Annotated in this window: 20 protein-coding genes; 7 read left to right on the forward strand and 13 right to left on the reverse strand. The window is 72.3% G+C overall.

Going from position 1 to position 21,193, the window contains the following annotated elements; all coding sequences use genetic code 11:
• Window positions 1–94: 94 nt before the first annotated feature.
• Together ABTY62_RS20645 and ABTY62_RS20650 are read left to right on the forward strand one after the other, a co-directional pair.
• Complete coding sequence (locus ABTY62_RS20645) at window positions 95–811, forward strand: response regulator transcription factor (protein ID WP_352130871.1); 717 nt, start codon at window positions 95–97, stop codon at window positions 809–811.
• A 2-nt stretch (window positions 812–813) separates the two neighbouring features.
• A complete protein-coding gene (locus ABTY62_RS20650) occupies window positions 814–2,253 on the forward strand; it encodes a HAMP domain-containing sensor histidine kinase (RefSeq protein WP_352130971.1) in 1,440 nt (479 codons plus the stop codon).
• A gap of 32 nt (window positions 2,254–2,285) precedes the next feature.
• Here the strand turns inward: ABTY62_RS20650 and ABTY62_RS20655 are convergent, their stop codons facing one another.
• The 5 genes from ABTY62_RS20655 to ABTY62_RS20675 are packed head-to-tail and all read right to left on the reverse strand — an operon-like array spanning window position 2,286 to window position 5,866.
• Window positions 2,286–3,080, reverse strand: a complete 795-nt coding sequence (locus ABTY62_RS20655; protein WP_311726867.1) for an SAM-dependent methyltransferase — start codon at window positions 3,078–3,080, stop codon at window positions 2,286–2,288.
• The gene (locus ABTY62_RS20660; RefSeq protein ID WP_352130873.1) at window positions 3,077–3,889 is read right to left on the reverse strand and encodes an SAM-dependent methyltransferase; all 813 of its coding nucleotides are present in this window, start codon (window positions 3,887–3,889) and stop codon (window positions 3,077–3,079) included. Before ABTY62_RS20660 ends, ABTY62_RS20655 begins: the two co-directional genes overlap by 4 nt.
• Complete coding sequence (locus tag ABTY62_RS20665) at window positions 3,886–4,704, reverse strand: SAM-dependent methyltransferase (RefSeq protein ID WP_352130874.1); 819 nt, start codon at window positions 4,702–4,704, stop codon at window positions 3,886–3,888. Before ABTY62_RS20665 ends, ABTY62_RS20660 begins: the two co-directional genes overlap by 4 nt.
• Entirely contained in the window at window positions 4,701–4,976 is a 276-nt protein-coding gene (locus ABTY62_RS20670; RefSeq protein WP_385351410.1) for a DUF397 domain-containing protein, read from the reverse strand. The genes ABTY62_RS20665 and ABTY62_RS20670 overlap by 4 nt, the downstream gene beginning before the upstream one ends.
• 32 nt (window positions 4,977–5,008) lie before the next feature.
• Entirely contained in the window at window positions 5,009–5,866 is an 858-nt protein-coding gene (locus tag ABTY62_RS20675; RefSeq protein ID WP_352130875.1) for a Sco1979 family transcriptional regulator, read from the reverse strand.
• A 213-nt stretch (window positions 5,867–6,079) separates the two neighbouring features.
• Between ABTY62_RS20675 and ABTY62_RS20680 the strand changes: the two genes are divergently transcribed.
• The gene (locus ABTY62_RS20680; RefSeq protein WP_352130876.1) at window positions 6,080–6,538 is read left to right on the forward strand and encodes an ATP-binding protein; all 459 of its coding nucleotides are present in this window, start codon (window positions 6,080–6,082) and stop codon (window positions 6,536–6,538) included.
• A gap of 50 nt (window positions 6,539–6,588) precedes the next feature.
• Window positions 6,589–7,539, forward strand: coding sequence for a TAXI family TRAP transporter solute-binding subunit (locus ABTY62_RS20685; protein WP_352130877.1), 951 nt, complete (start codon window positions 6,589–6,591; stop codon window positions 7,537–7,539).
• Here the strand turns inward: ABTY62_RS20685 and yczE are convergent.
• Window positions 7,530–8,195: a membrane protein YczE gene (yczE, locus tag ABTY62_RS20690; protein ID WP_352130878.1), complete on the reverse strand. Its 666-nt coding sequence runs from the start codon at window positions 8,193–8,195 to the stop codon at window positions 7,530–7,532. The two genes, ABTY62_RS20685 and yczE, sit on opposite strands and share 10 nt — an antisense overlap.
• 130 nt (window positions 8,196–8,325) lie before the next feature.
• On the opposite strand from yczE, the gene yczR reads away from it, so the two are divergent.
• Window positions 8,326–9,717 carry a MocR-like transcription factor YczR gene (gene yczR / locus ABTY62_RS20695; RefSeq protein ID WP_352130879.1) on the forward strand — a complete coding sequence of 464 codons (1,392 nt, stop codon included), beginning with the start codon at window positions 8,326–8,328 and terminating at the stop codon, window positions 9,715–9,717.
• Between the two features lie 4 nt (window positions 9,718–9,721).
• Here the strand turns inward: yczR and ABTY62_RS20700 are convergent, their stop codons facing one another.
• Genes ABTY62_RS20700 through ABTY62_RS20710 form a run of 3 tightly spaced genes read right to left on the reverse strand, consistent with a single transcriptional unit; the run spans window position 9,722 to window position 13,092 of the window.
• Window positions 9,722–11,059: a sensor histidine kinase gene (locus ABTY62_RS20700; protein ID WP_352130880.1), complete on the reverse strand. Its 1,338-nt coding sequence runs from the start codon at window positions 11,057–11,059 to the stop codon at window positions 9,722–9,724.
• Window positions 11,050–11,721, reverse strand: a complete 672-nt coding sequence (locus ABTY62_RS20705) for a response regulator transcription factor (protein WP_352130881.1) — start codon at window positions 11,719–11,721, stop codon at window positions 11,050–11,052. The genes ABTY62_RS20700 and ABTY62_RS20705 overlap by 10 nt, the downstream gene beginning before the upstream one ends.
• A gap of 30 nt (window positions 11,722–11,751) precedes the next feature.
• Entirely contained in the window at window positions 11,752–13,092 is a 1,341-nt protein-coding gene (locus ABTY62_RS20710; RefSeq protein ID WP_311726855.1) for an MFS transporter, read from the reverse strand.
• A gap of 222 nt (window positions 13,093–13,314) precedes the next feature.
• Between ABTY62_RS20710 and ABTY62_RS20715 the strand changes: the two genes are divergently transcribed.
• Window positions 13,315–14,154 (forward strand): family 16 glycosylhydrolase, encoded by an 840-nt coding sequence (locus ABTY62_RS20715; protein WP_352130882.1) that lies wholly within the window; start codon window positions 13,315–13,317, stop codon window positions 14,152–14,154.
• Between the two features lie 56 nt (window positions 14,155–14,210).
• Here ABTY62_RS20715 and ABTY62_RS20720 read toward each other — a convergent pair whose 3' ends face one another.
• A complete protein-coding gene (locus tag ABTY62_RS20720) occupies window positions 14,211–14,570 on the reverse strand; it encodes a winged helix-turn-helix transcriptional regulator (RefSeq protein WP_352130883.1) in 360 nt (119 codons plus the stop codon).
• A 137-nt stretch (window positions 14,571–14,707) separates the two neighbouring features.
• On the opposite strand from ABTY62_RS20720, the gene ABTY62_RS20725 reads away from it, so the two are divergent.
• On the forward strand, window positions 14,708–15,580 hold the full coding sequence (locus ABTY62_RS20725; RefSeq protein ID WP_352130884.1) for an NAD(P)-dependent oxidoreductase: 873 nt from the start codon (window positions 14,708–14,710) through the stop codon (window positions 15,578–15,580).
• A 299-nt stretch (window positions 15,581–15,879) separates the two neighbouring features.
• On the opposite strand, the gene ABTY62_RS20730 is transcribed toward ABTY62_RS20725, so the two are convergent.
• The 3 genes from ABTY62_RS20730 to ABTY62_RS20740 all read right to left on the reverse strand — a co-directional run bounded on the left by ABTY62_RS20730 (window position 15,880) and on the right by ABTY62_RS20740 (window position 21,110).
• A complete protein-coding gene (locus ABTY62_RS20730) occupies window positions 15,880–17,034 on the reverse strand; it encodes a DMT family transporter (RefSeq protein WP_352130885.1) in 1,155 nt (384 codons plus the stop codon).
• A 95-nt stretch (window positions 17,035–17,129) separates the two neighbouring features.
• The gene (locus ABTY62_RS20735) at window positions 17,130–18,698 is read right to left on the reverse strand and encodes a bifunctional phosphatase PAP2/diacylglycerol kinase family protein (protein ID WP_352130886.1); all 1,569 of its coding nucleotides are present in this window, start codon (window positions 18,696–18,698) and stop codon (window positions 17,130–17,132) included.
• Window positions 18,699–18,788: 90 nt separating this feature from the next.
• On the reverse strand, window positions 18,789–21,110 hold the full coding sequence (locus ABTY62_RS20740; RefSeq protein WP_352130887.1) for a glycosyl hydrolase family 95 catalytic domain-containing protein: 2,322 nt from the start codon (window positions 21,108–21,110) through the stop codon (window positions 18,789–18,791).
• Between the last annotated feature and the right edge of the window lie 83 nt (window positions 21,111–21,193).

The following is a 21,193-nucleotide window of genomic DNA, read 5'->3' on the forward strand; positions in this document are numbered from 1 at the left end:
CGGCCGCCAGAACGAGGTGAGAGCAGGGTAAGAAGCCAGGCCACCGGGGTGCCCGGCGACGCCCGCACCCCGCCGGGCTTGGCAGACTCGGGGTGTGACGACGTACAACACCGTGCTGCTCGCGGAGGACGACCGGGCCATCCGGCAGGCGCTCGAGCGCGCCCTGGCGCTGGAGGGCTACCAGGTCACCGCCGTCCCCGACGGCATCGAGGCGCTGGCCGCCGTCCACCGCGAGCGCCCGGACGTGATCGTGCTGGATGTGATGATGCCGGGCCTGGACGGGCTCCAGGTGTGCCGGGTGCTGCGCGCGGAAGGCGACCGCACCCCGATCCTCATGCTGACCGCCCGGGTGGAGACCGCCGACCGGATCGAGGGGCTCGACGCGGGCGCCGACGACTATGTGGCCAAGCCCTTCGACGTGGACGAGGTCTTCGCCCGGCTGCGCGCCCTGCTGCGCCGCGCCGCCCCGGTCGCCCCGGCGCCGGCCGAGGAGGAGAGCGGGCCGGAGGACGGCACGGCGGAGGTGGCGGATCTGCGCCTGGACCCCTCGGCCCGGCGGGTCTGGCGGGGCGGGGAGGAGCTGGAGCTCACCCGCACCGAGTTCGACCTGCTGGAGTTGCTGGTGCGCAACAGCGGCATCGTGCTGGACCACGCCACGATCTACGACCGCATATGGGGCTATGACTTCGGCCCCGGATCGAAGAACCTCGCCGTCTACATCGGCTATCTGCGGCGCAAGGTGGACCACCCCGGGCTGGTCCCGCTCATCCACACCGTACGGGGCGTCGGCTACACCCTCCGGGAGGCGTGACCGTGCCGCTCCCGCGCCCGCGCCGCCCCAGATCCAGCCTGCGCATCACCTTCGCGATCTCCTTCGCCGCGGTGGCCGCCGCCGTCACCCTCCTGGTCGGCTTCCTCAGCTACGACGCGGCGGCCGGGCTGGTGCGGGTCGACCAGCAGAGCGTCTTCGGCGAGGTCATCCACGATCTGCGGAGCCAGGTCCGGCAGCAGCCGCTCGGCTACGGGGACTTCGTCCAGACCGACCCCGACCACGACGGCCCGCGCGACGACCTCCGCCGCCCCACCCGTACCGACGTCCAGATCATCCGCCCCACGGGCACCGTCGCCGACCGGGGGAGCCCCGCCCTGCCGGTGGGCGCCGCCGAGCGCCGGATGGCGGCGTCCCGCACGGCGGGCCTGGTGGAGCGGCGGGACGTCGAGATCGGCGATGAGCGGTTCCGGATGGCCACCGTCTCGCTCGGCGCCGGCCGGGGCGCGGTGCAGGTGGCGCAGCAGTTCAGCGACAGCGAGGACCTGCTGCGGGAGCTCCAGAAGCGCACGGCGCTGTTCGTGGGCGCGGCCATCGTGGCGGCCGGGGTGGCCGGATGGTGGCTGGCGGGGCGCATCACCCGGCGTCTGGTGCGGCTGACCGGGGTCGCCGAGAGCGTGACGGCCACGGGGCGGATGGATGTGGCGGTGCCGGTCGCCGGGGAGGACGAGGTGGGCCGGCTGGGGCGGGCCTTCGACGGCATGCTCGGCCAGCTCGCGCGGTCCAAGGACGACCAGCGGCGGCTGGTCCAGGACGCCGGGCACGAGCTGCGCACCCCGCTCACCTCGCTGCGGACCAACATCTCGCTGCTGCGCCGCTTCGAGGAGCTGCCGCCGTCGACCCGCGAGGAGCTGCTGGCCGATCTCACGGGGGAGACCCGGGAGCTGACCGACCTGGTCAACGAGCTGGTCAGCCTGGCGGCCGGGCAGCGCGACGACGAGCCGCGGGCGGCCACCTCGCTCGGCGAGGTGGCACACCGGGCCGCCGGGCTGGCCCGCCGCCGCACCGGCCGGGAGATCGTGGTGACCGCGGACGACACGGTGGTGGACGGGCGCTCGGCGTCCCTCCAGCGCGCCATCACCAACCTGGTGGAGAACGCGGCCAAGTTCGACCAGGAGGGCACCACGCCCATCGAGGTGGTGATCGACGGCGGCCGGGTGGCGGTGCTGGACCGGGGGCCCGGCGTGGCCGAGGAGGACCGCCACCGGGTCTTCGACCGCTTCTACCGCGCCCCCGGCGCCCGCAGCCTGCCCGGCTCCGGGCTCGGCCTGGCCATCGTCCGGGAGGTGGCCGCCGCCCATGGCGGCACGGTCTTCGCCGAGCGGCGGGCGGGCGGCGGCGCGGTCATGGGCTTCACGGTCGGGGAGCCGCCCCCGGCCACCACCGGGAGGCCCCCCACGACGAGGCGGGACGGCCCGGGATGAGCCGCGATTCGTCGAGCGGGGGGCGGGGAGCCTCAGGGCTTGCGGGCCACGCCGGCCCAGAAGGAGACCTCCTCGTCGGTGACCGTGACCGGGCCGTCGGGCCACCACCGGTGCGGCGGCACGATCCCCGGCTCGATCAGCTCCAGACCGTGGAAGAACTTCTCGATCTCGCCCTTGGTACGCAGCTGGGCCTCGATGCCGCCCTTGCGGTAGATCGCGACCGCCGCGTCCACGCTCGCCTTGTCGAAGTCCGGCGAGCTGTGGCTGATCTCGAGAAAGCTGCCCGAGGGCAGGGCGTCCATCAGCCGCTCCACGATCTCGTACGTCCCGTACTGGTCCGGGATGAAGTGCAGCGTCGCGTTGATCGACAGCGCCACGGGCTCGCTCAGATCGAGCGTCTCCAGCAGCTCCGGCGAGCCCAGGATGGTCTCGGGCTCGCGGACGTCGGCCTCGATGTAGGCGGTGCGCCCCTCGGGCGTGCCGTGCAGCAGGGCCTGGGCGTACGCCAGCACGATGGGGTCGTTGTCGGCGTAGACGACCCGGGCGTCCGGGGCGATGCTCTGGGCGACCTGGTGGAGGTTGGGCGCGGTCGGGATGGCGGTCCCGATGTCCAGGAACTGCCGGATCCCCGCCTCGCTCACCAGCCAGCGGGTCGCCCGGTGCATGAAGGCGCGGTTGCTCCGGGCACACGGGATGATGCCCGGATAGACCTCCATGACCTTGCGGGCGGCCTCCTCGTCGACCTGGTAGTGGTCCTTGCCGCCGAGGTAGTAGTCGTACATCCGCGCCGAGTGCGGCTTCGTGGTGTCGATGTGCATCCGGTTCATGGTTTGCGCGCCACTCCCACCCAGAACGAGACATCGGCGCTGTCGAGCGCGCGCTCACCGTCCGGCCGCCACAGATGCGGCTCCGCCACACCCGGCTCGATGAGCTCCAGGCCCTCGAAAAACACCTCGACCTCGTTTCTGCTGCGCACCTGGGCGGGGATGCCGCCCTGGCGGTAGACGTCGACGACCCTTGCCCAGGTCTCCGGGGCGAAGTCCGGGGTGCAGTGGGTCAGGATCAGATAGCTGCCCGAGGGCAGGGGGTCCATCAGCTGCCGGACGATGTCGTACGGCTTGTCGTCGTCCGGGATGAAGTGGAACAGGGCGTTCATGGACAGCGCCACCGGCTTGCTCAGGTCGAGCGTCTCGTGCAGCTCGGCGGCGCCGAGGATGCGCTCGGGTTCGCGCACGTCCGCCTGGATGTAGGTGGTGCGGCCCTCGGGGGTGCCGTTCAGCAGGGCCTGCGCGTAGGCGAGGACGATGGGGTCGTTGTCGGCGTAGACGACCCGGGCGTCCGGGGCCACGGACTGGGCGACCTGGTGGAGGTTGGGCGCGGTGGGGATGCCGGTGCCGATGTCGAGGAACTGCCGGATTCCGGCCTCGCCCGCCAGCCAGCGGGTCGCCCGGTGCATGAACGAACGGTTCTCCCGCGCACATGTCTTGACGCCCGGGAAGACCGCCATGACATGGGCCGCGGCCTCCTCGTCGACCTGGTAGTGGTCCTTGCCGCCGAGGTAGTAGTCGTACATCCGCGCCGAGTGCGGCTTCGTGGTGTCGATGTTGAGGGGGTTCATGGGGTTCGTGGGGGTCATGGCTTGCGGGCCACTCCCGCCCACATGGATATGTCGGCGCTGCGGATGTCCTCCGGGCGGTCACCGGCCTCGGGCTTCCAGAAGTGCGGCTCCGAGACGCCGGGGTCGACGAGCTCCATGCCCTCGAAGAAGCGCGCGACCTCGGTCTTGGAGCGCGTGATGAAGGGAATCCCGTTCTCCTTGTAGACCTCGATGACCTTCCGCCAGGTGTCCGCCGAGAAGTCGTGCGTGGAGTGCGACATCATCAGGTAGCTGCCCGAGGGGAGCGCGTCCATCAGCTCGCGCACGATCTCGTACGGCTTCGCCTCCTCCGGGATGAAGTGGAAGAGCGCGTTCACGGACATGGCCACCGGCTTGTCCAGGTCCAGCGTCTCCAGCAGCTCCGGAGCCGTGATGATCTTCTGGGGCTCGCGGACGTCGGCCTCGACATAGGCGGTACGCCCTTCCGGCGTGCCGGTCAGCAGGGCCTGGGCGTACACCAGCACGATCGGGTCGTTGTCGGTGTACACGACCCGGGCGTCCGGGGCCACGGACTGGGCGACCTGGTGGAGGTTGGGCGCGGTGGGGATGCCGGTGCCGATGTCGAGGAACTGCCGGATCCCCGCCTCGCCCGCCAGCCAGCGGGTCGCCCGGTGGATGAACCCCCGGTTGACCTTGGCGTTGAGCTTGACCGTCGGATGGACGGCCAGCACCTTGGCGGCCGCCTCCGCGTCCACCTCGTAGTGGTCCTTGCCGTTGAGGTAGTAGTCGTACATCCGGGCCGAATGCGGCTTGGTGGTGTCGATCCGGCCCTGGCCGAGGTCTTGCTCGCTCATGCGGCGGCCCTCCGTTCTGCTGCGGTACCCGCCGAGGTGGTCAGGTTCGGTTCTGTACGGGTGAGAAGGAAGTCCGCGGCGCCCGCCTTGGCGCCCTGGATGAACTTCTCGATCTCAAGAGGCGTGTAGATCAGCGCGGGGCCGTCGGGGTCGGTCGACTGGCGCAGCGCCACGCGGCCGTCGCTCAGCTTCATGACCTCGACGCAGGCGCCGCCGTTGGGGCCGCTCCAGGGCTTGCGCCAGCCTTCCGCACCGAGATGCTTGGCCGGCATGCCGTTGTATATGTGATCCACCTGATCCACGGTCAGAGCTCCTTGCGAATCTCACGGAGAAAGGCCTCCGTGCGTCGCGCCGGTGTGGCCTGGGTGCCCATTCGGTCGAGGGCCTCCAAGTAGGCGGCCACGTCCGCGCGTTCGTCGAGATAAGCTGCGCCGGTCAGTCCCTCGGTGTAGACGATGTCCGGCAGTTCCGGGATATGGAACCGGAAGAGCTGGAACGGTCCGCCCATGGCCGGGTGGGGTCCGGCGGCGAACGGCACCACCTGCAAGGTGACGTTCGGCATCTGGATGGCCTCGATGAGGCGGTCGACCTGCGCGCGCATGACGTCCGGGCCGCCGATGGGCAGGCGGAACACCGGCTCGTCCATGACGACCCACAGATGGGGTCCGTCGGGTCGGTTCAGCAGTTCCTGACGCTCCATCCGCAGGGCGACCCGTCGGTCGAGCTCCTTGGGGTCGGCCTGCGGAAATCCGATGCTCAGCAGCGCTCGTGCGTAGTCTTCGGTCTGTAGCAGCCCGGGAATGAAGTGGGGTTCGTACGCGCGGATGCGGCTCGCAGCCCCCTCCAGGCTCACATAGAGGCTGAACCAGTCCGGCAGGACGTCGCGGAAGCGATGCCACCAGCCGGGTCTGTTGGCGTCCTCGGCCAGGGAGAGGAAGGCCTCGATCTCCTCCTGCTGGGCCCCGTAGGTCTGAAGCAGCTTCTCGACGTACGGAAGCTTCAGGCCGACCTCGGCCTTCTCCATCCTGCGCACCGTCGTCTGGTTGACGTGCAGCGCCTTCGCGGCCTGGTCATAGCTGACGCCGGCCTTCTCGCGAAGGTCGCGCAGGCGCATGCCGAGAACCATCTGCCCGACAGTCGGGGCAGACCGCGCTTCACCCACGCCTTACCTCCTCGGACGGTCTCGTGGGCTCAGTGTGCCATGCTCGGGATGAACCCGAACAGAGTGCTCTGGCTATTCTGCATTTTGCAGAACGCCGCTTGCCAACTGGCGCCTACAGCACGATAGTGATGGGGTGCCGGGTCTCAATGTGGCTGGCGCGTAGCCGACTTGCGGCATTCGAACCCCCCACCGGTAGACGGAAGGCGAACGGCCGTGGCACTGCCTCAACGCACGACGATGGCCCGCCCCACCATGCTCCTCGGCGGCCTTGACGCCGGGTTCCGCCAGGAGAGGTTCCAACTGCCCGCGCAGGGAGCCTCCGTGGCCGCGGCCCGCCGCCGGGTCCGCACCCGGGTGCCGGGATGGGGTTTCTGCGAGGACGTCTGCGACGCCGCCGAGCTGGTGATGTCCGAGCTGTTCACCAACGCCCTCGTGCACACCGGCAGCGAGCAGATCCTGTGCGTGCTGCGGGCGGAGGCCCGGCGCACGCTGTACGTCGAGGTGGCCGATCAGGGCGGCGGGTCCGCCGGCCCCGCCCCGCGCCAGGCGGGCGCGGAGGACGAGGGCGGCCGGGGCCTCGCCCTGGTGCGGGCCATGGCCGCGGCGTGGGGGGACCGGCCCGGACTCAACGGCGGCCGGGTGGTGTGGGCCCAGCTGAGCGGGGTCGTCTGACCGCGCAGCCTGACCGGGGAGCCTGACCGGAAGGGGCCTAGCATGGCGGGGTGTCCGCCGTACCACGCCGCCGTCTCCTGACGCTCACGGCCGGTGCCCTCGCGACAGGACCCCTCCAGGGATGTTCCGGCGACGGCCCGCCCGACCGGGTCCGGCTGGCCACGGGCCCGCGCGGCGGCCCGTACGCGACCTTCGGCAGCCGGCTGGCCGACGAGGTGCACCGGGCCCATGACCGGCTCACGGTGCGTGTGCTCACCACCGCGGCGAGCGTGGAGAACCTGCGGCTGCTGGCCGACGGACGCGCCGATCTCGGCATGGCCCTCGCCGACAGCGCGGCCGACGCCACCGCGGGCCGCGGCAGCTTCTCCCGCCCGGCGCCGGTCGCGGCGCTCGCCCGGCTCTACCTCAACTATCTCCATCTCGTGGTGCCCGCCGACTCGCCGATCAGGGAGCCCGGACACCTGGCCGGGCGCACCGTGTCCCTCAGCGCCGCCGAGTCCGGCACCTCGGTGACCGCCGGGCGGGTGCTCGCCGTGGCGGGCGTACGCCGCGTCCGCACCGTACAGCTGTGGCTCGACGAGTCCATCACCGCGCTGAAAGCGCGGGAGGTGGCCGCGTTCTTCTGGTCGGGCGGCGCGCCGACCCGGGCGATCGCGCAACTCGCCCGGCGGTACCCCGTGCGCCTCGTCCCCCTCGGCGGCCTCGCACCCGCGCTGCGCCGCGAACACGGCCCCGTCTACGAGAGCGTGTCCATCCCCGCCGGGGTCTACGGCCTGCGAGCCCCGGCCTCGACCGTCGGCACCCCCAGCTATCTGGTCTGCCGCACCGCCCTCGCGGCCGACACCGCCCGCGCCGTCACCGGCGTCCTGTTCGAGGCCCGCGCCCGCCTCCCCGTCCCGGACGCCCCCGGCAGCCGGCTCGACGAGCGGTACGCGATCGGCACGGGCACGGTGCCCCTGCACCGGGGCGCGGCGGCGTACTACCGCGCGGTCTACGGCTGAGCGGGCTCGCTCCGTGCCGGGTGTATCTCTTCACGGCCCGGTGCGGCGGGGAGGCGAACGGTCAGGAGCGGCAGGAAGCAGCCGACGAGCGGCCCCATGCACAGCGCGACGAGTACGGTCCCGGCCCCGAGGGTTCCGCCGAGAAGCCAGCCGATGCCGACGACGGCGACGTCGAGGCCGGTGCGCACCACCGCGATGGGCAGGCGGGTGAGCCGGACCAGACCGGTCATGATGCCGTCGCGCGGACCAGGGCCGAACTGTGCGCCGAGGTAGAGCGCGTCGAAGAAGGCCAGCGCGAGGAGGCCGACAACGAGGTAACCGATCTCGGCGAGTGCCCCCTGAGGGGTGGGCAGCACGGCCGCGGTGGCGTCCGCGGCGAAGCCGACGATCGCGACGTTCAGCAGCGTGCCAAGACCTGGCGGTTCGCGCAGAGGTATCCAGGCGAGAAGCACCACGAGCGCGATCAGGTTGGTGGCCCAGCCGAAGGAGATGCCGAGCGTCTTGGCCGTGCCGTCCGTGAGCACGCTCCAGCTGGCCGTGCCGAGACCGGACCGGACGAGCACCATGACGGCGGCGCCGTACCCCGCCAGGCCGACCAGGAGCTGGGGGAGGCGACGAGCCGTCCGGCCCGCCCGGACCTGGGCGAAGGCGTTCATGCGCACCATCACAGGGCGGTCGTGACGGGCCGGGACGGGCGGGTGTGCGGGGGAAGCAGGAGGAGCCATGGCGTAAGCCTCCGCTCCATCTGGACTCCGATTCCATAGCCAGATTGGATACGCTGGCCCGGTGAAAATCAGTTCGCACGCGGTGGCGCGCATGGTCGGGACCTGGCAGGAGGGGCCCGGGCCGGCGCACCAGCGCCTCTCCGACAGGCTGCGGCTGCTGATCCTGGACGGACGTCTCTCCCTCGGCGCGGCGCTGCCGAGCGAACGTGACCTGGCCACCGCGCTGGGCATCAGCAGAACCACCGCCGGTGCCGCGTACCGCACCCTCGTCGAGCACGGGTACCTGGCCACGAGGGCGCGGGCCAGGGGGACCGTACGGCTCCCCCATGACACGCCGTCCGAGCGTCCGGCCGGTACGGACCCGTCGACCATCGACCTGTCGTTCGCCGCGCCACCGGCACCCGTCGAGATCCTCCACGCCGCCTTCGCGGCCGCGCTCGAACAGCTGCCGCGCCACTTCGAGCGGCACGGATACGACCGATGCGGTACGTCGGAGCTGCGCGAAGCGGTCGCCGACTGGTACCGGCGCAGAGGGCTGTCCACCGCGCCCGATCACATCATGATCACCAATGGGGCGCAGCACGCGCTCGGTCTGCTGGCGCGAACGCTCCTGTCACCACGCGACACGGTCCTGATCGATCACCCCACCTACCCGCATGCGATCAGGGCCTTCACCCAGGCGCGTGCCCGGCTGCTGCCCGTCGCCGTGGGGTCGTCCGGCTGGGACGTCGCGCAACTCCACGAGGCCGGGCGCACCGCCCAACTGGCCTATCTCATACCGGACTTCCACAACCCGACCGGGATGTGCATGTCCGCGAGCGAGCGCCGTAGGCTCAGGCCCGCGTGTCCCACGGTCATCGACGAGACCATGACCGAGCTGGCTCTGGACGGCGCGACACCGGAACCCTTTGCCGTACACATGCCGACCGCCATCAGCGTCGGCTCGGTTTCCAAGAGCGTCTGGGGCGGCCTGCGCATCGGCTGGATCCGTGCCGCGCCCGCGCTCCTGGACCGCCTCGAACAGGCCAGGCCCGCCACGGACCTCGGCACCCCCGTCGTCGAACAGCTGGCGACGGCCGTCCTCCTGAACGAGCGCCGCACCGCGGGGCCCGACACCCTCCGGCACCTGCGATCGCAGCGCGACGCGCTGAGTCAGGCACTCACCGAGCACCTGCCCGACGTTCACGCACCGCGGCCGGCCGGAGGGGTGTCGCTCTGGGCGTCGTTCCCCGAGCCCATCAGCTCACGGCTGGCGGCGATCGCGCCGGACTACGGAGTGACCATCGCGGCCGGACCACGATTCGGGGTCGGCGGGGCATTCGAGCGTCACGTCCGACTGCCGTACACGCTCCCGTCGGGTCAGCTCACCGAGGCGATCCGCAGGCTCGCGCGGGCACGACGGGCGCTCGCCCGAGGCGCCACCGGAACCCACACGCCCGCCCCCGTCGCGTGATCGCCTACGTCTCGGGAAGGCGCAGTTCGACCACCAGGCCGTGGGGCGCGGCGGGCCGCAGGGACAGCTCGCAGCCGGCGGCGCGGGCCAGCTCCGAGGCGATGGCCAGGCCGAGGCCGCTGCCGGGGACGTTGCCATGGCCGGGGGAGCGCCAGAAGCGGCCCAGGGCCGCCTCGAACTGCTCGGCCTCGAGCCCCGGGCCGTCGTCGGCGATCCGCAGCACGCGCGCCTCCAGCAGGACCGTGACCGTGCCGCCGGGCGGTACGAACTTGGCCGCGTTGTCCAGGGCGATGTCGGCGATCCGGGCGGCCGCGGCGGGCAGCGGCGCGGCGGACGGGCCGATGTCCTCGAGCTCCACGGCCAGGGTCAGCTTCCGGGCCGCGTAGACGTCGTGCCAGATGGTCAGCCGCTCCCGCAGCGCCGTGCGGGCGATCGGCTCGGGGGCCGCGGTGCCGGCCTCGACCCGGGCGAGCTCCAGCAGGTCCTCCATGAGCCGGCCCAGCCGGTCGACTTCGGCCAGCGCCTCGGCGAACTCCTCGGTGCCGTCCGGCGTCAGGTGCGGCTCCAGGTTCTCCAGCCGCAGCGACAGCACGGTCAGCGGGGTGCGCAGCTCGTGGGAGGCGTCCGCGACGAAGGCCCGCTGCCGCTCCAGGGCGGCCGAGACGGCGTCGGCCATCGCGTTGAAGCGGCGCTCCAGCAGCCGCAGCTCGGCCGGGCCGCGCCCGCCGGCGCGCACCCTCGCGTCCATCCTGCCCTCGGAGATGGCGCGGGTGGTCAGGTCCAGTTCGGTCACCGGGCGCAGGATCCACCGCGCCAGCCTGCGGGCGGCGATCAGGGCGCAGAGCACGGCGACCACCGAGCCGGCCGCCACGGCTGCCCAGACGAGCGCCACATCGCGCCTGGCCGCCGCCGTGGGCACCTTCATCACCACCACGCCGAACACCTGCGTGTCCCGCCCCACCGGCTCCGCGACCACGGCCGACGCGGGGCCGAAGGGGGTGACCAGGGGCAGGCTCGCGGTGGTGCGGCCGGACAGCGCGCGCTCGGCGGGGTCAGCCGACCAGGCCCCGCCGCCCGCGACCCGCTTGCCGTCCCGGTCGCGGATCTCCACCTCGGTGCCGTACAGCTCGTGGTAGCGGGACACCTCCTGGACGAGCCCGGAGGTGTCGCCCTCGCGCATCGCCTGGTCGGCCAGTTCGGCGAAGCGGGTGGCGTCCGCGCGCCGCTCCAGCAGCAGCTTGCCGGTGCGGTGCGAGGAGTAGGCCAGCGAGAAGGGCACGGCGAGCGCGGCCACCAGGCAGGCGATGAGCACCGTGTAGACGGCCAGGATCCTCAGCTGCATCCGCCGGTTCCCAGGCGGTACCCGGTGCGGCGCAGCGTCTCCACCAGCCATGGGCAGCCGGTCTTGGACCGGATCCCGGCGATGTGCACATCCAGCGAGCGGGACGCCGACAGCAGCAGGTCACCCCAGACCGCGTCCAGGATCTCCTCCCGGCTGCGGACGACCCCGGGCTCGCGGGCGAGCAGGGCCAGTACGTCGAACTCCCGGCGGGTGAGGGCGACCGGCCTGCCGTCCACCTCCAGCTGCCGGGCGGCCAGGTCGATGCGGACCCCGCCCACGGCCACCACCGGGCCGGGCGCGCTGAGGGGGCGGGTGCCCCGCCGTACGACGGCCTCCATCCGGGCGACCAGCTCGGCCGTACGGAACGGCTTGACGAGGTAGTCGTCGGCGCCGCCGCGCAGCCCGCGCACCACATCCCGCTCCTCGGACCGGGCGGTGAGCACGATGACCGGGACGGCGGAGGCGCGGCGCAGCCGGCGCAGCGCCTCCAGGCCGTCCATGTCGGGCAGCCCCAGGTCGAGCAGGACGAAGTCGGCGCCGTCCTTGAGCCGCAGGGCGTCGTCCCCGCGCGCGGCACGGACGACCTGATGCCCCAGCCGGTCGAGGGCGGCGGTCAGCGCGGCCGCCAGCCGGTCGTCGTCTTCGACCAGGAGAATCTGCATGGGCGTAAGGGTAAACAGCCTCTGTCCTGGTCAGACAGGGGTGCGTGCCGCTTGCTCCGACGCGGCCGGCTCATCGGCGCGGGCTTTGGTGAGGGAGGCGTTCCGGGTCTCCCGCATGGTCAGATAGACGACCAGCGACACGGCCGCGCACCCCGAGACGTACCAGTAGAACCCGGACTCCGCGCCCGCGTTCTTGAACCACAGCGCCACATATTCCGCGGTGCCGCCGAACAGGGCGTTCGCCAGCGCGTAGGGCAGGGCGACGCCGAGCGCCCGGACGTGCGTGGGGAACAGCTCGGCCTTCACCACCGCGTTGATGGAGGTGTAGCCGGTGACGACGACCAGCGCGGCGAGCGAGAGCAGCAGCGCCCCGCCGAAGGTGTCGGTGTGCGACAGCGCGGTCATGATGGGCACGGTGGCCAGCATCGAGCCGAACCCGAAGGTGATCAGCAGCGGGCGGCGGCCGATCCGGTCGGACAGCGCCCCGGCCAGCGGCTGGAGCAGCATGAAGATGAACAGGGCGCAGAAGCTGACCAGCGAGGCGTCGGACTTGCTCAGCCCCGCCGTGTTGGACAGGTACTTGGTGAGATAGGTCGTGTAGGTGTAATAGGCCACCGTGCCGCCCATGGTCAGGGCGATGACGAGCGCGGCCTCCTTGCGGTGGCGCAGCAGCTCGGCGATGGTCCCGCGCTCGCTCGGCCGGTGGGAGCCGGCCTCTTCGTACACCTCGGTCTCCAGCAGATTGCGCCGCAGCCAGAAGACCACGGCCGCGGCCACGGCCCCGACGATGAACGGGATGCGCCAGCCGTAGGAGTGCAGCGAGTCATCGGACATGGTGCGCTGGAGCACGATCAGCAGGCCCAGGCCGATCAGCTGGCCGGCGGTCATGGACACGTACTGGAAGCTGGAGACGAAGCCGCGGCGGCCGGGCTGGGAGGCCTCGGTCAGATACGTGGCGCTGGCCGCGTACTCGCCGCCCACCGACAGGCCCTGGAGCAGCCGGGCCACCAGCAGCACCCCGGCGCCGAAGTAGCCGACCTGGTCGTAGGTGGGTGCGATGGCGATGAGCAGCGCGCTGGCCGACATCAGGGTCACGGTGAGGGTGAGCGCGGCCTTGCGGCCGCGCCGGTCGGCGTAGCGGCCCAGCAGCCAGCCGCCGACGGGGCGCATGAAGAAGCCGACGGCGAAGATGCCGGCCGTGTTGAGCAGCTGTGCCGTGTCGTTGCCCTTGGGGAAGAAGGCCGAGGCGAAGTAGGTGGCGAAGCTGGCGTAGACGAACCAGTCGAACCACTCGACCAGGTTTCCGATCGAGCCGCCGAGCACGGCGCGCCACGGCGTGCGAGCCGGTGGTGCGGGGGATTTGACGGACACAGGGGCCTCCTCGTGCATGCGGGTGGATGGCGGCCCGCCCGAGGGACGCCGCCGCGGGTCGCAGCTTCGATGCGGAACGGTGCCGGCGTACAGCCCCCCGGGGGCAGAGCTAACCTCCGCTTAACAAGAGACCTTGACGAGGTGTGGGGCCCTTGGGACTGTGGTGATTCCGATTGACTTCTGTTTGCTTGTGTTCGAAGTTTCGGACTTCGGGAGGCAGCCATGAACGGCATGTCGGCACAGAGCGAGTTGTACGGGCGCAGACGATTCCTCACCACGGCCGCGGCCCTCGGCGGGGCGGCGGCCCTGACCGGGTGGCCCCGCCCCGCTGCCGCAGCCCCGGCCGCGACCTGGGAGGACGTCATCAACGGCTCCTTCGCGAGCTACGGCGCCTTCGAGGCGGAGTGGAACTATCTCTACCCCTGGGGCTCCGACCACAACGGCAGCGCCCGGATGTACGGCAGCTCGAGCGACCACAACCACATCTATCTCGGCTCCGGCGTGCTGACCCTGCAAGCGAGCCGGATCACCTGGGACGAGGGCACCAGCTCCTCCACCCCGCATCTGCCGATCCGCTACCACTCGGGCGCGGTGCACGCCAAGAACCAGATCGTGGTGACCGACCAGTTCCCCGACTACGAGGTGAAGGGCGAATTCCAGGCCCCGAACGGCGCGGGGACCTGGCCCGCCTTCTGGCTCACCGGCGTCAACAGCTGGCCGCCGGAGAGCGACATCCTGGAATTCAAGGGGAACTCCAGCAACTGGTTCAATACCTTCCGCACCTCCTCGGATGTGTCGAGCACGATTGTCGGGGTGTCGTCACCGGGAAATTGGCACACCTATCGTGCCTGGATCACCAAGGTGAACAACACCGACGTCGACATTCACTACTATCTCGACGAGACCTGGAAAGCGGTCCACCGTGGCGCGGGTTTCGTCGGAAAACCCCTGTGGCTCATCATCAACCTCCAGATGGAGGGATCCTCGGGCTCCTCGGGCCCCGGCGGGGACACGTATTACCGGGCCCGGAACGTGTATGTGGGCCGCAACCGCACGTCCTGAAAAGCCCCGGGCACAAGGCGGCGGCTTCCGGGGAGGCGATCCCGGAAGCCGCCGTCTCACCTGCCCGTGAGTTGCTGACGGTCGTGCTCGGAGAGCTCGCCCAGAGCCGCCAGCCGCTGCCTCCCCCAGATGCCCAGGGGCTTCAGCGCCGTATTGAGATCCTCGCCCAGCTCGGTGAGCGAGTACTCCACCTTCGGCGGCACCTGGTCGTAGATCTCCCGGTGGACGATTCCGTCCGCCTCCAACTCCCTCAGCTGCTGGGTCAGCACCTTTTCGCTCACCCCCGGGACCAGCCGCTTCAATTCACCGAACCGGCACCGCTGGGAATTGAGCGCCCAAATGATCAGAACTTTCCACTTGCCGCCAATGACGTCCACGGCCGCGTCCAGGCCGCAGACATATGGCCGCTTCTTCATGAACCCATCCCCACTGACCTCAAGGTAACCACGCACTTTTTTGTCGGTACTTGCCCACACTACAGCGGGCGGCAAGGCTGGGACAGGCGCGCCGAGACCGATACCAGCAGCGGTAATGAGCAACGGGAGCAACTGACATGAGCGACACCCCCGTGACCGTCCTCGGTCTGGGCGCCATGGGCACGGCACTGGCCCGCGCCCTCCTGAAGGCGGGATTCCGGACCACCGTGTGGAACCGTACGGCCGCGAAGGCCGAGGCCCTCGTCGGCGAAGGCGCGCGGCACGCGGCGACGGTCGCCGAGGCCGTCGAGGCGAGCCCGCTGGTGGTGGTGTGCCTGCTCGACCACGACTCGGTGCACGACACCCTCGCCCCGGTCGCCGGGGCGCTGTCCGGCAAGGCCGTCACCAACCTCACCAGCGGCAAGCCTCAGCAGGCCCGCGAGTTGGCCGCGTGGGCGGCGGACCAGGGAGTGGACTATCTCGACGGCGGCATCATGGCCGTGCCCCCGATGATCGCGACCCCCGCCGCGTTCATCCTCTACAGCGGAGCCCGGGACGTGTTCGAGACCCACCGGGCGGCGCTGGACGCCATGGCCCGGAGCGAATACCTCGGCGAGGACGCCGCGCTGGCGTCGCTGTACGACATCGCCCTGCTCAGCGGGATGTACGGCATGTTCGCCGGGATCCTGCACGCCCACGCGCTGATCCGCAGCGAGGGCATCAAGACGACCGACTTCGCCCCGATGCTCCACGGCTGGCTGAACGCCATGTCGGGCGCCGCGACCGGCTTCGCCACGCAGATCGACCAGGGCGACTACGCCCAGGGCGTGGTCTCCAACCTCGCCATGCAGGCAGCCGGCTTCCACCATCTCCTGGAGACCGCCGAGGAACAGGGCGTCAGCCCCGAACTCCTCGCCCCGCTGGAGCCGCTGATGACCCGTCGGGTCGCCGACGGCCATGGCCACGAGGATCTCTCAGGGCTGGTCGAGCTGCTCCGCACGCGGGCGTGACGCGTCCCCGGCGGCGACGCGGTGGGGCCGCGGCCTAGGCCCTGTCTCCCCGATCTCTGTGGATCAGCCCGCGGCGTCAGGGGGCGCCCCCAGCTACCGCTGGGAGGTGCCCCCGCCAGCGGTAGCTGGGGGCGCGTGCGATCGCAAGGCGGAGGGTCGCCCTCTGGGGGCACCTCCCGGCCGAAGGCTGGGGGCGGGCCTACTCGGGCGGGCCCGACAACGCAGCGCGGGGGCACCGCCCAGCGGTAGCTGGGGGCGCGTGCCAGGCGTCGCGGGCCCGCAGATCGGGGAGACAGGGCCTAGCGCTGGTCTTGCAGGACGGCCTCGCCGCGGGGGGCGCGGCGCTGGTCGGGCGGGCGGCGGGTGGACAAGCCGCGGCGGCCGGGCGGCAGCCGGTCGTCCGCGCCGCGCGCCGGGCGGGGGATCCGGGGGAGCCGGCGCGGGCCCGCGCCGCCCGCCCCGGGGCCGCGGCTCCCGTCGTCCGGCCCCCGCGTCCCGCGCCCCTCGCCCGTCCCGTCCGCCTCGTCCGTTCCATCCGTTCCGTTCGTCGAGTCCGTCGCGTCCGCCCCCTCCGTCGCGTCCGCCTCGCGCGGCCGCGGAATGCCCGCTGGCTCCGCCGCCTGGGCCGACGTCTCCACGCCGTGCACGGTCAGCATGACCAGACCGGTGCCGGCGACCAGCGCCGCCACCAGGGCGAGCAGGGTGCCGGGGGCGCCGTGGCGGAAGTGCTCGCCCAGTGCGGCGACGCCGATGGCCGTGGCGACGACGGGGTTGACCACGGTCGCCGTCGCCAGCGGGGCGGCCAGCCCGGCGCCCCGGTAGGACGCCTGGGACAGCAGCACCCCGGAGCCGGCCAGCAGCCCGATCATCACCAGGCTGGGCAGCCCCGAGGCCCAGGCGTCCCACTCCAGTTCCACGGTGACGTTCTTGGTGAACACCGACGAGACACCGAAGGCGGTCCCCGCGGCCATGGCCAGCAGCACGCTGCGCACACCGGGGCGCCGCGCCCAGCGCGCGGCCACGGCCAGCACGGCGATCGCGGCCGCCGTGGCCACGGCCACCGTGATCCGGCCGTCTCTCGTGAGCGCTCTGGCGCCCGACGAACCGCTCAGGGAGAGCAGCCCGGCGAGCCCGGCGGTGGCCAGCACCGCGCCCCGCCACCCGGCCGAGCCCACCGGGCGGCGCACGAACACCGCGGCCATCGGCAGGGCGAAGACGATGGTCAGCGCGCCGAGCGGCTGCACCACGCTGAGCGGTCCGTACGCCAGCGCCAGCACATGGAGGACCGCACCGGCCCCGTTGAGCGTCACCGCGGTCCACCAGCGGCCACGGCGCAGCGCTGCGTACGGGCGGGGCGGCGTCGTCGCCGCGACATGCTCCTGGAGGATGGCACCGGCGGCGTAGCACACCGCAGAGGCCAGGGCCAGCAGCACGGAGAGAGCCAGGGAGGTCACGTCAGGGCCCCCGGGGCCGGTCGGTCGTCGTCCATGCCTTCACGATGACGTGTTTCGCCCGCCACGTCGTCGTCCCTGAGCCCCCATTGCGCGTACTACCGGCGCAGTACGGCCCGCCGGAAGTACGCCGTGGCGGCTGCTGTACGGGCGCGCTGCGCCAGCTCGTTCCCCGGCTCGGCCGGGCGGTAGACGGTCAGGGCGCCGGGCCGCTTCTCGATCACCAGTGCCTCGGCGGGGGTCGGGGCGACCTCGCCGTCGTAGGCGCGTACGTCCACCTCGTGCAGGCCCGTCAGGCTCAGCCGCCGCAGCCGCCGCGTCGCCACCACCCGGGACCGGCCCAGCGTGCCGGTCAGGGCGGCGGCCAGCAGCCGGGTGCGGGCCAGCGGCTGGTCCCCGTCGACGGCCCGGACGTCGAGCAGCCCGTCGTCGAGCCGTTCGCGGTACGCCGGGGCGAACCCCTCGGGCGCGTAGCGGCAGTTGCCGACGAACAGCACCCACAGCCGCCGCCGGTGGCCGTTCACCTCGATCTCCATGGGCGTCGTGGTGCGCAGCACGCGGGCGAGGGCGACCGCGGCGGCGGGCCATTTGCCGAGCCGGCCCTCCAGGCTCTCGCGGATCTTCACCAGCTCGGGGTACATCCCCAGGCTGAAGGTGTTGATGAAGTGGCCGCCCGGTCCGTCGCCCGGGAGCGGGCTCACCCGGGCCAGGTCCACGGCGACGGCGTCGCCCTGGGTCACGGCGTGCACCGTGTCCTCGACGGCGGGCACCCCCACGTCCAGGGCGAAGTGGTCGAAGGTGCCGCCGGGGAACACGGCCAGCGGCAGCCCGCGCTCGGCGGCCAGCGCGGCCGCCGCGTTGACGCTGCCGTCCCCGCCGCAGATCCCCAGCGCCCCGCCCCGCTCGGCGGCACGCCGGGCGGCCCGGTCCAGCAGCTCCCCGAGGTCCGTCCCGGGGCCGCGCTCCAGGACTACGGCGGCGGGCAGCAGCGCGCGCAGCCGCTCGGCGGCCGTCGGCGCGGCCCCCGGTACGCCCCCTGGTACGCCCACGCCCGACTGCCGGTTGACGACCACCACAAGACCGTCACCCCCGGGCAGCGCCGGGGCCGAGACGCGCGGCCGGGCCTGGGCGGGGGTCTGCGGCCGCGGCGGCCACCAGCGGCAGGTCAGCGCGGCGGCGCCGACGCCCAGGGCGAGCCCCGCGAGGACGTCGCTGGGGTAGTGCACGCCGACGTACACCCGGGAGAAGGCCACCGCGGCGGCGAGCGGGGCGACGAGGATGCCGTATCGGGTGGACTCCAGGGCGACCCCGGTGGCGAAGGCGGCCGCGGAGGCGGAGTGCCCGGAGGGGAAGGAGCTGGTCCACGGCTGCCGGGCCAGCCGGCGGATCAGCGGCACGCCGTCGAGGACCGGACGCCGCCGGTTCACGGTCCACTTGACCACGGTGTTGGACGCGAGCGAGGCGGCGGCCAGCGCCCCGACCCCGCGCAGCGCGGCCCGCCGCGCGGTCCGCCCGCCGACCGTGGCCAGCACCCCGGCCGTGCCGAACCACAGCCGGCCGTGGTTGGCGGCGTGGGTGAGCTTGGGCAGCACGGGATGGGCGCCGCGCAGCCGGCTGTCCGCGACCCGTGCGAACAGCCGTCGGTCAAGATCGCTGATGAATCTCATGCCACATGGGTATCCCGGATCGGCCGTCGGCGCCCAATTCCGTTGCTCGCCGACGGCCGGTCCGGGCTCCCTCTCCCCTCGTACGCCGCGTCAGGAGGCGGGCAGCCCCCAGCGCGGCGCCGCCTCGTTCGGCCGGACCGGCCGCACGCTCATGTCGGGCCGGTCGCCGCGCGCGGTGATGATCGCCTCCTGGCCGCGGGCGAGCCGGATCCGGATGGTGCCCTCGCCCGCCGGCTCGTACCGCAGCGGCCGCCCGTGCCCGTCGCGCACCTCGATGTCCCCGCCGAGGGAGTGGCGTACGGCGCAGGGCGCGCCCGCCTCGCTGCGCAGCCGCACCCAGCGGGTGGCACCGTCCTCGCGCGCCGCGCTCAGCAGGAACGCGCCCTGCGTACGGAAGTCGTGCACGACCAGCTCGCGCCAGGCGGCGGGCAGCGCGGGGAAGACCCGGATCACCCCGCCCCAGCTCTGGCACACCATGTCGTGCAGCGACTGCACGGCGGACAGCGGGGTCTCGATGACCGGCCCCGACTCCTTGTACATGGTGTTGGCCTGGATGAAACGGCGCATCAGCTCGCCCAGATACTTCAGCGCGTCCTCACCCCGCCCCATCTGGGCGGAGATGGAGGCGGCGCCGGTGAAGGTGTAGCCCTGAAGCGCGCCCTCGAAGCCCACCCAGTGGTTCAGCGAGGTCTCGATCAGCTCGCGGTTCGCCGGGTCCTCCCAGGTCACCTCGTACAGCGGATAGACGGCGAGCAGATGCGAGTAGTGGCGGTGGGACTTGGCGAAGGGGACCCCGGCGCCGATCATGTAGCCGTTCTCGTCGACCGGGTACGGGGTGAGCCTGGTCAGCACCTCCCGCCAGCGCGGCGCGAGATCGTCGTCCACGCCCAGGGTCCTCGCCGACTCCAGCAGGGTGGCGCAGCCCCAGCGCAGCAGCATCAGGTCGTAGTTGCAGTCCGGGGCGTTCACGCCGTACTCGGGCGAGAAGGTGGCGGGCAGATGGAGCTTGCCGTCGCTGCCGGGGGTGAGGAAGTGGAGGTAGTAGTTGACGGCCTTGCGCAGCAGGGGGAAGAGGACGTCGCGCAGGATCGCGGTGTCCATGGTGTGGCGGTAGCTGAGCCAGACGTTGTGCAGCGCCCAGGTGAGGTTGCCGACCTCGGGGGTGGGCGGGTCCTGGCCGGGGATGCCGACGGCGAAGCCGCCGCCCGCGACCGAGCCGCCGTTGACCAGCTGGGGGTCGGTGGTGCGCGGGATGCCCGCCGAGTCCTTGCGGTACGGGGCGTCGAGCTGGTTGGAGAGGTTGTCGCGGAACTCGCTCAGCGCCCGGGTCACCGCGTCGAGCTCCAGGTGGTTGGAGCCGTGGATCAGCCAGTACTCCAGCTGCACATTGAGGTTCCACCAGGTGTTGGGCCAGGGCGTGGACTCCAGCCACGGCCCGCAGGTGGCCATCACGGGCGCGTCGGCGCGCGCGGCCGCGGCGACCTTGTAGAGCTGGATCCAGTAGAAGCGCTGAAGCCGGGCGTCGGGGAGGGACAGGAAGCTCTTGCGGTAGTAGGCGTGCCACCAGCGGCGGTGGGTGGCCGCGAGCGTGTCGTAGGGGTGCGCGGAGGCCGACCGTGCGGACTTCAGCGCGGCGCCCAGGGCGGTGGTCCGCGGGAAGGAGTGCGCCACCGTCAGATACAGGGTCCGCCGCCCCGCGGCCGTCCGCTCCCGCCAGGCCGTCACATGCTGTCCGCCCGCCAGCAGGGACTGGACGGCGGTGTGCACGCCGTCGCGCTCCGCCACCGCGGCCGGGGGGTTGCCGGTGTAACCGTCCGGGACCGGCTTGAACGCGACCCGCGGGCTGATCGCCTCGGCCGGGTGGAAGACCCAGCGGAAGGCGGCCTCGCCGGCGCTCGGGGTGACCTCGACGGCCATCACGGAGCGGGAGTTGTGGACCAGGGCGCGCAGCGTGAGGGTGCCCTGGTCGGTGGTGACGGTGCCGGTCAGCTCGGCGTCGCGGAGCCGCAGCCGCCAGTCGACGGCGGTGATGGTGCCGACCGGCTCCAGGGTGAACCAGCCGATCGGCAGCCGGGCCAGGCCGAACAGCGAGCCGAACTCGGGGCGGTGGTCCTGGACCTCGCTGTGCTGGACGTTGAACCGGACGGCGTTGACGCCGCCCGGCTCCGCGTAGATGCCGGAGCCGAGGAGGGCGTTGCCCAGGAAGGGGCCCTCGTACCAGGTCGTCGGCAGCTTCTGCCACACCATGTCGGCGTCGTCGAGGACCGCGGCCCAGGGGTCGCTCGCGGCCGTTGCCGCGGGCTCCGCATGCTCCGCGGCGTGTGCGGCGGGCGCCGTGACGAGCCCGGCGGCCCCGGCGGATGCGGCGAGGGCGCCGCCGAGGACCGTTCTTCTGGACGGTATGGGTGACATCGCAGCCGTGGACACGTACATGCCTCCAGTTCGTCACTCTGAACCCCTCGGCATGATGCAGTCCCCGGAAGGGAACCGGAACC

It is taken from the genome of Streptomyces sp. NPDC097640 (assembly GCF_040302705.1).
Classification (GTDB): Bacteria; Actinomycetota; Actinomycetes; order Streptomycetales; family Streptomycetaceae; genus Streptomyces.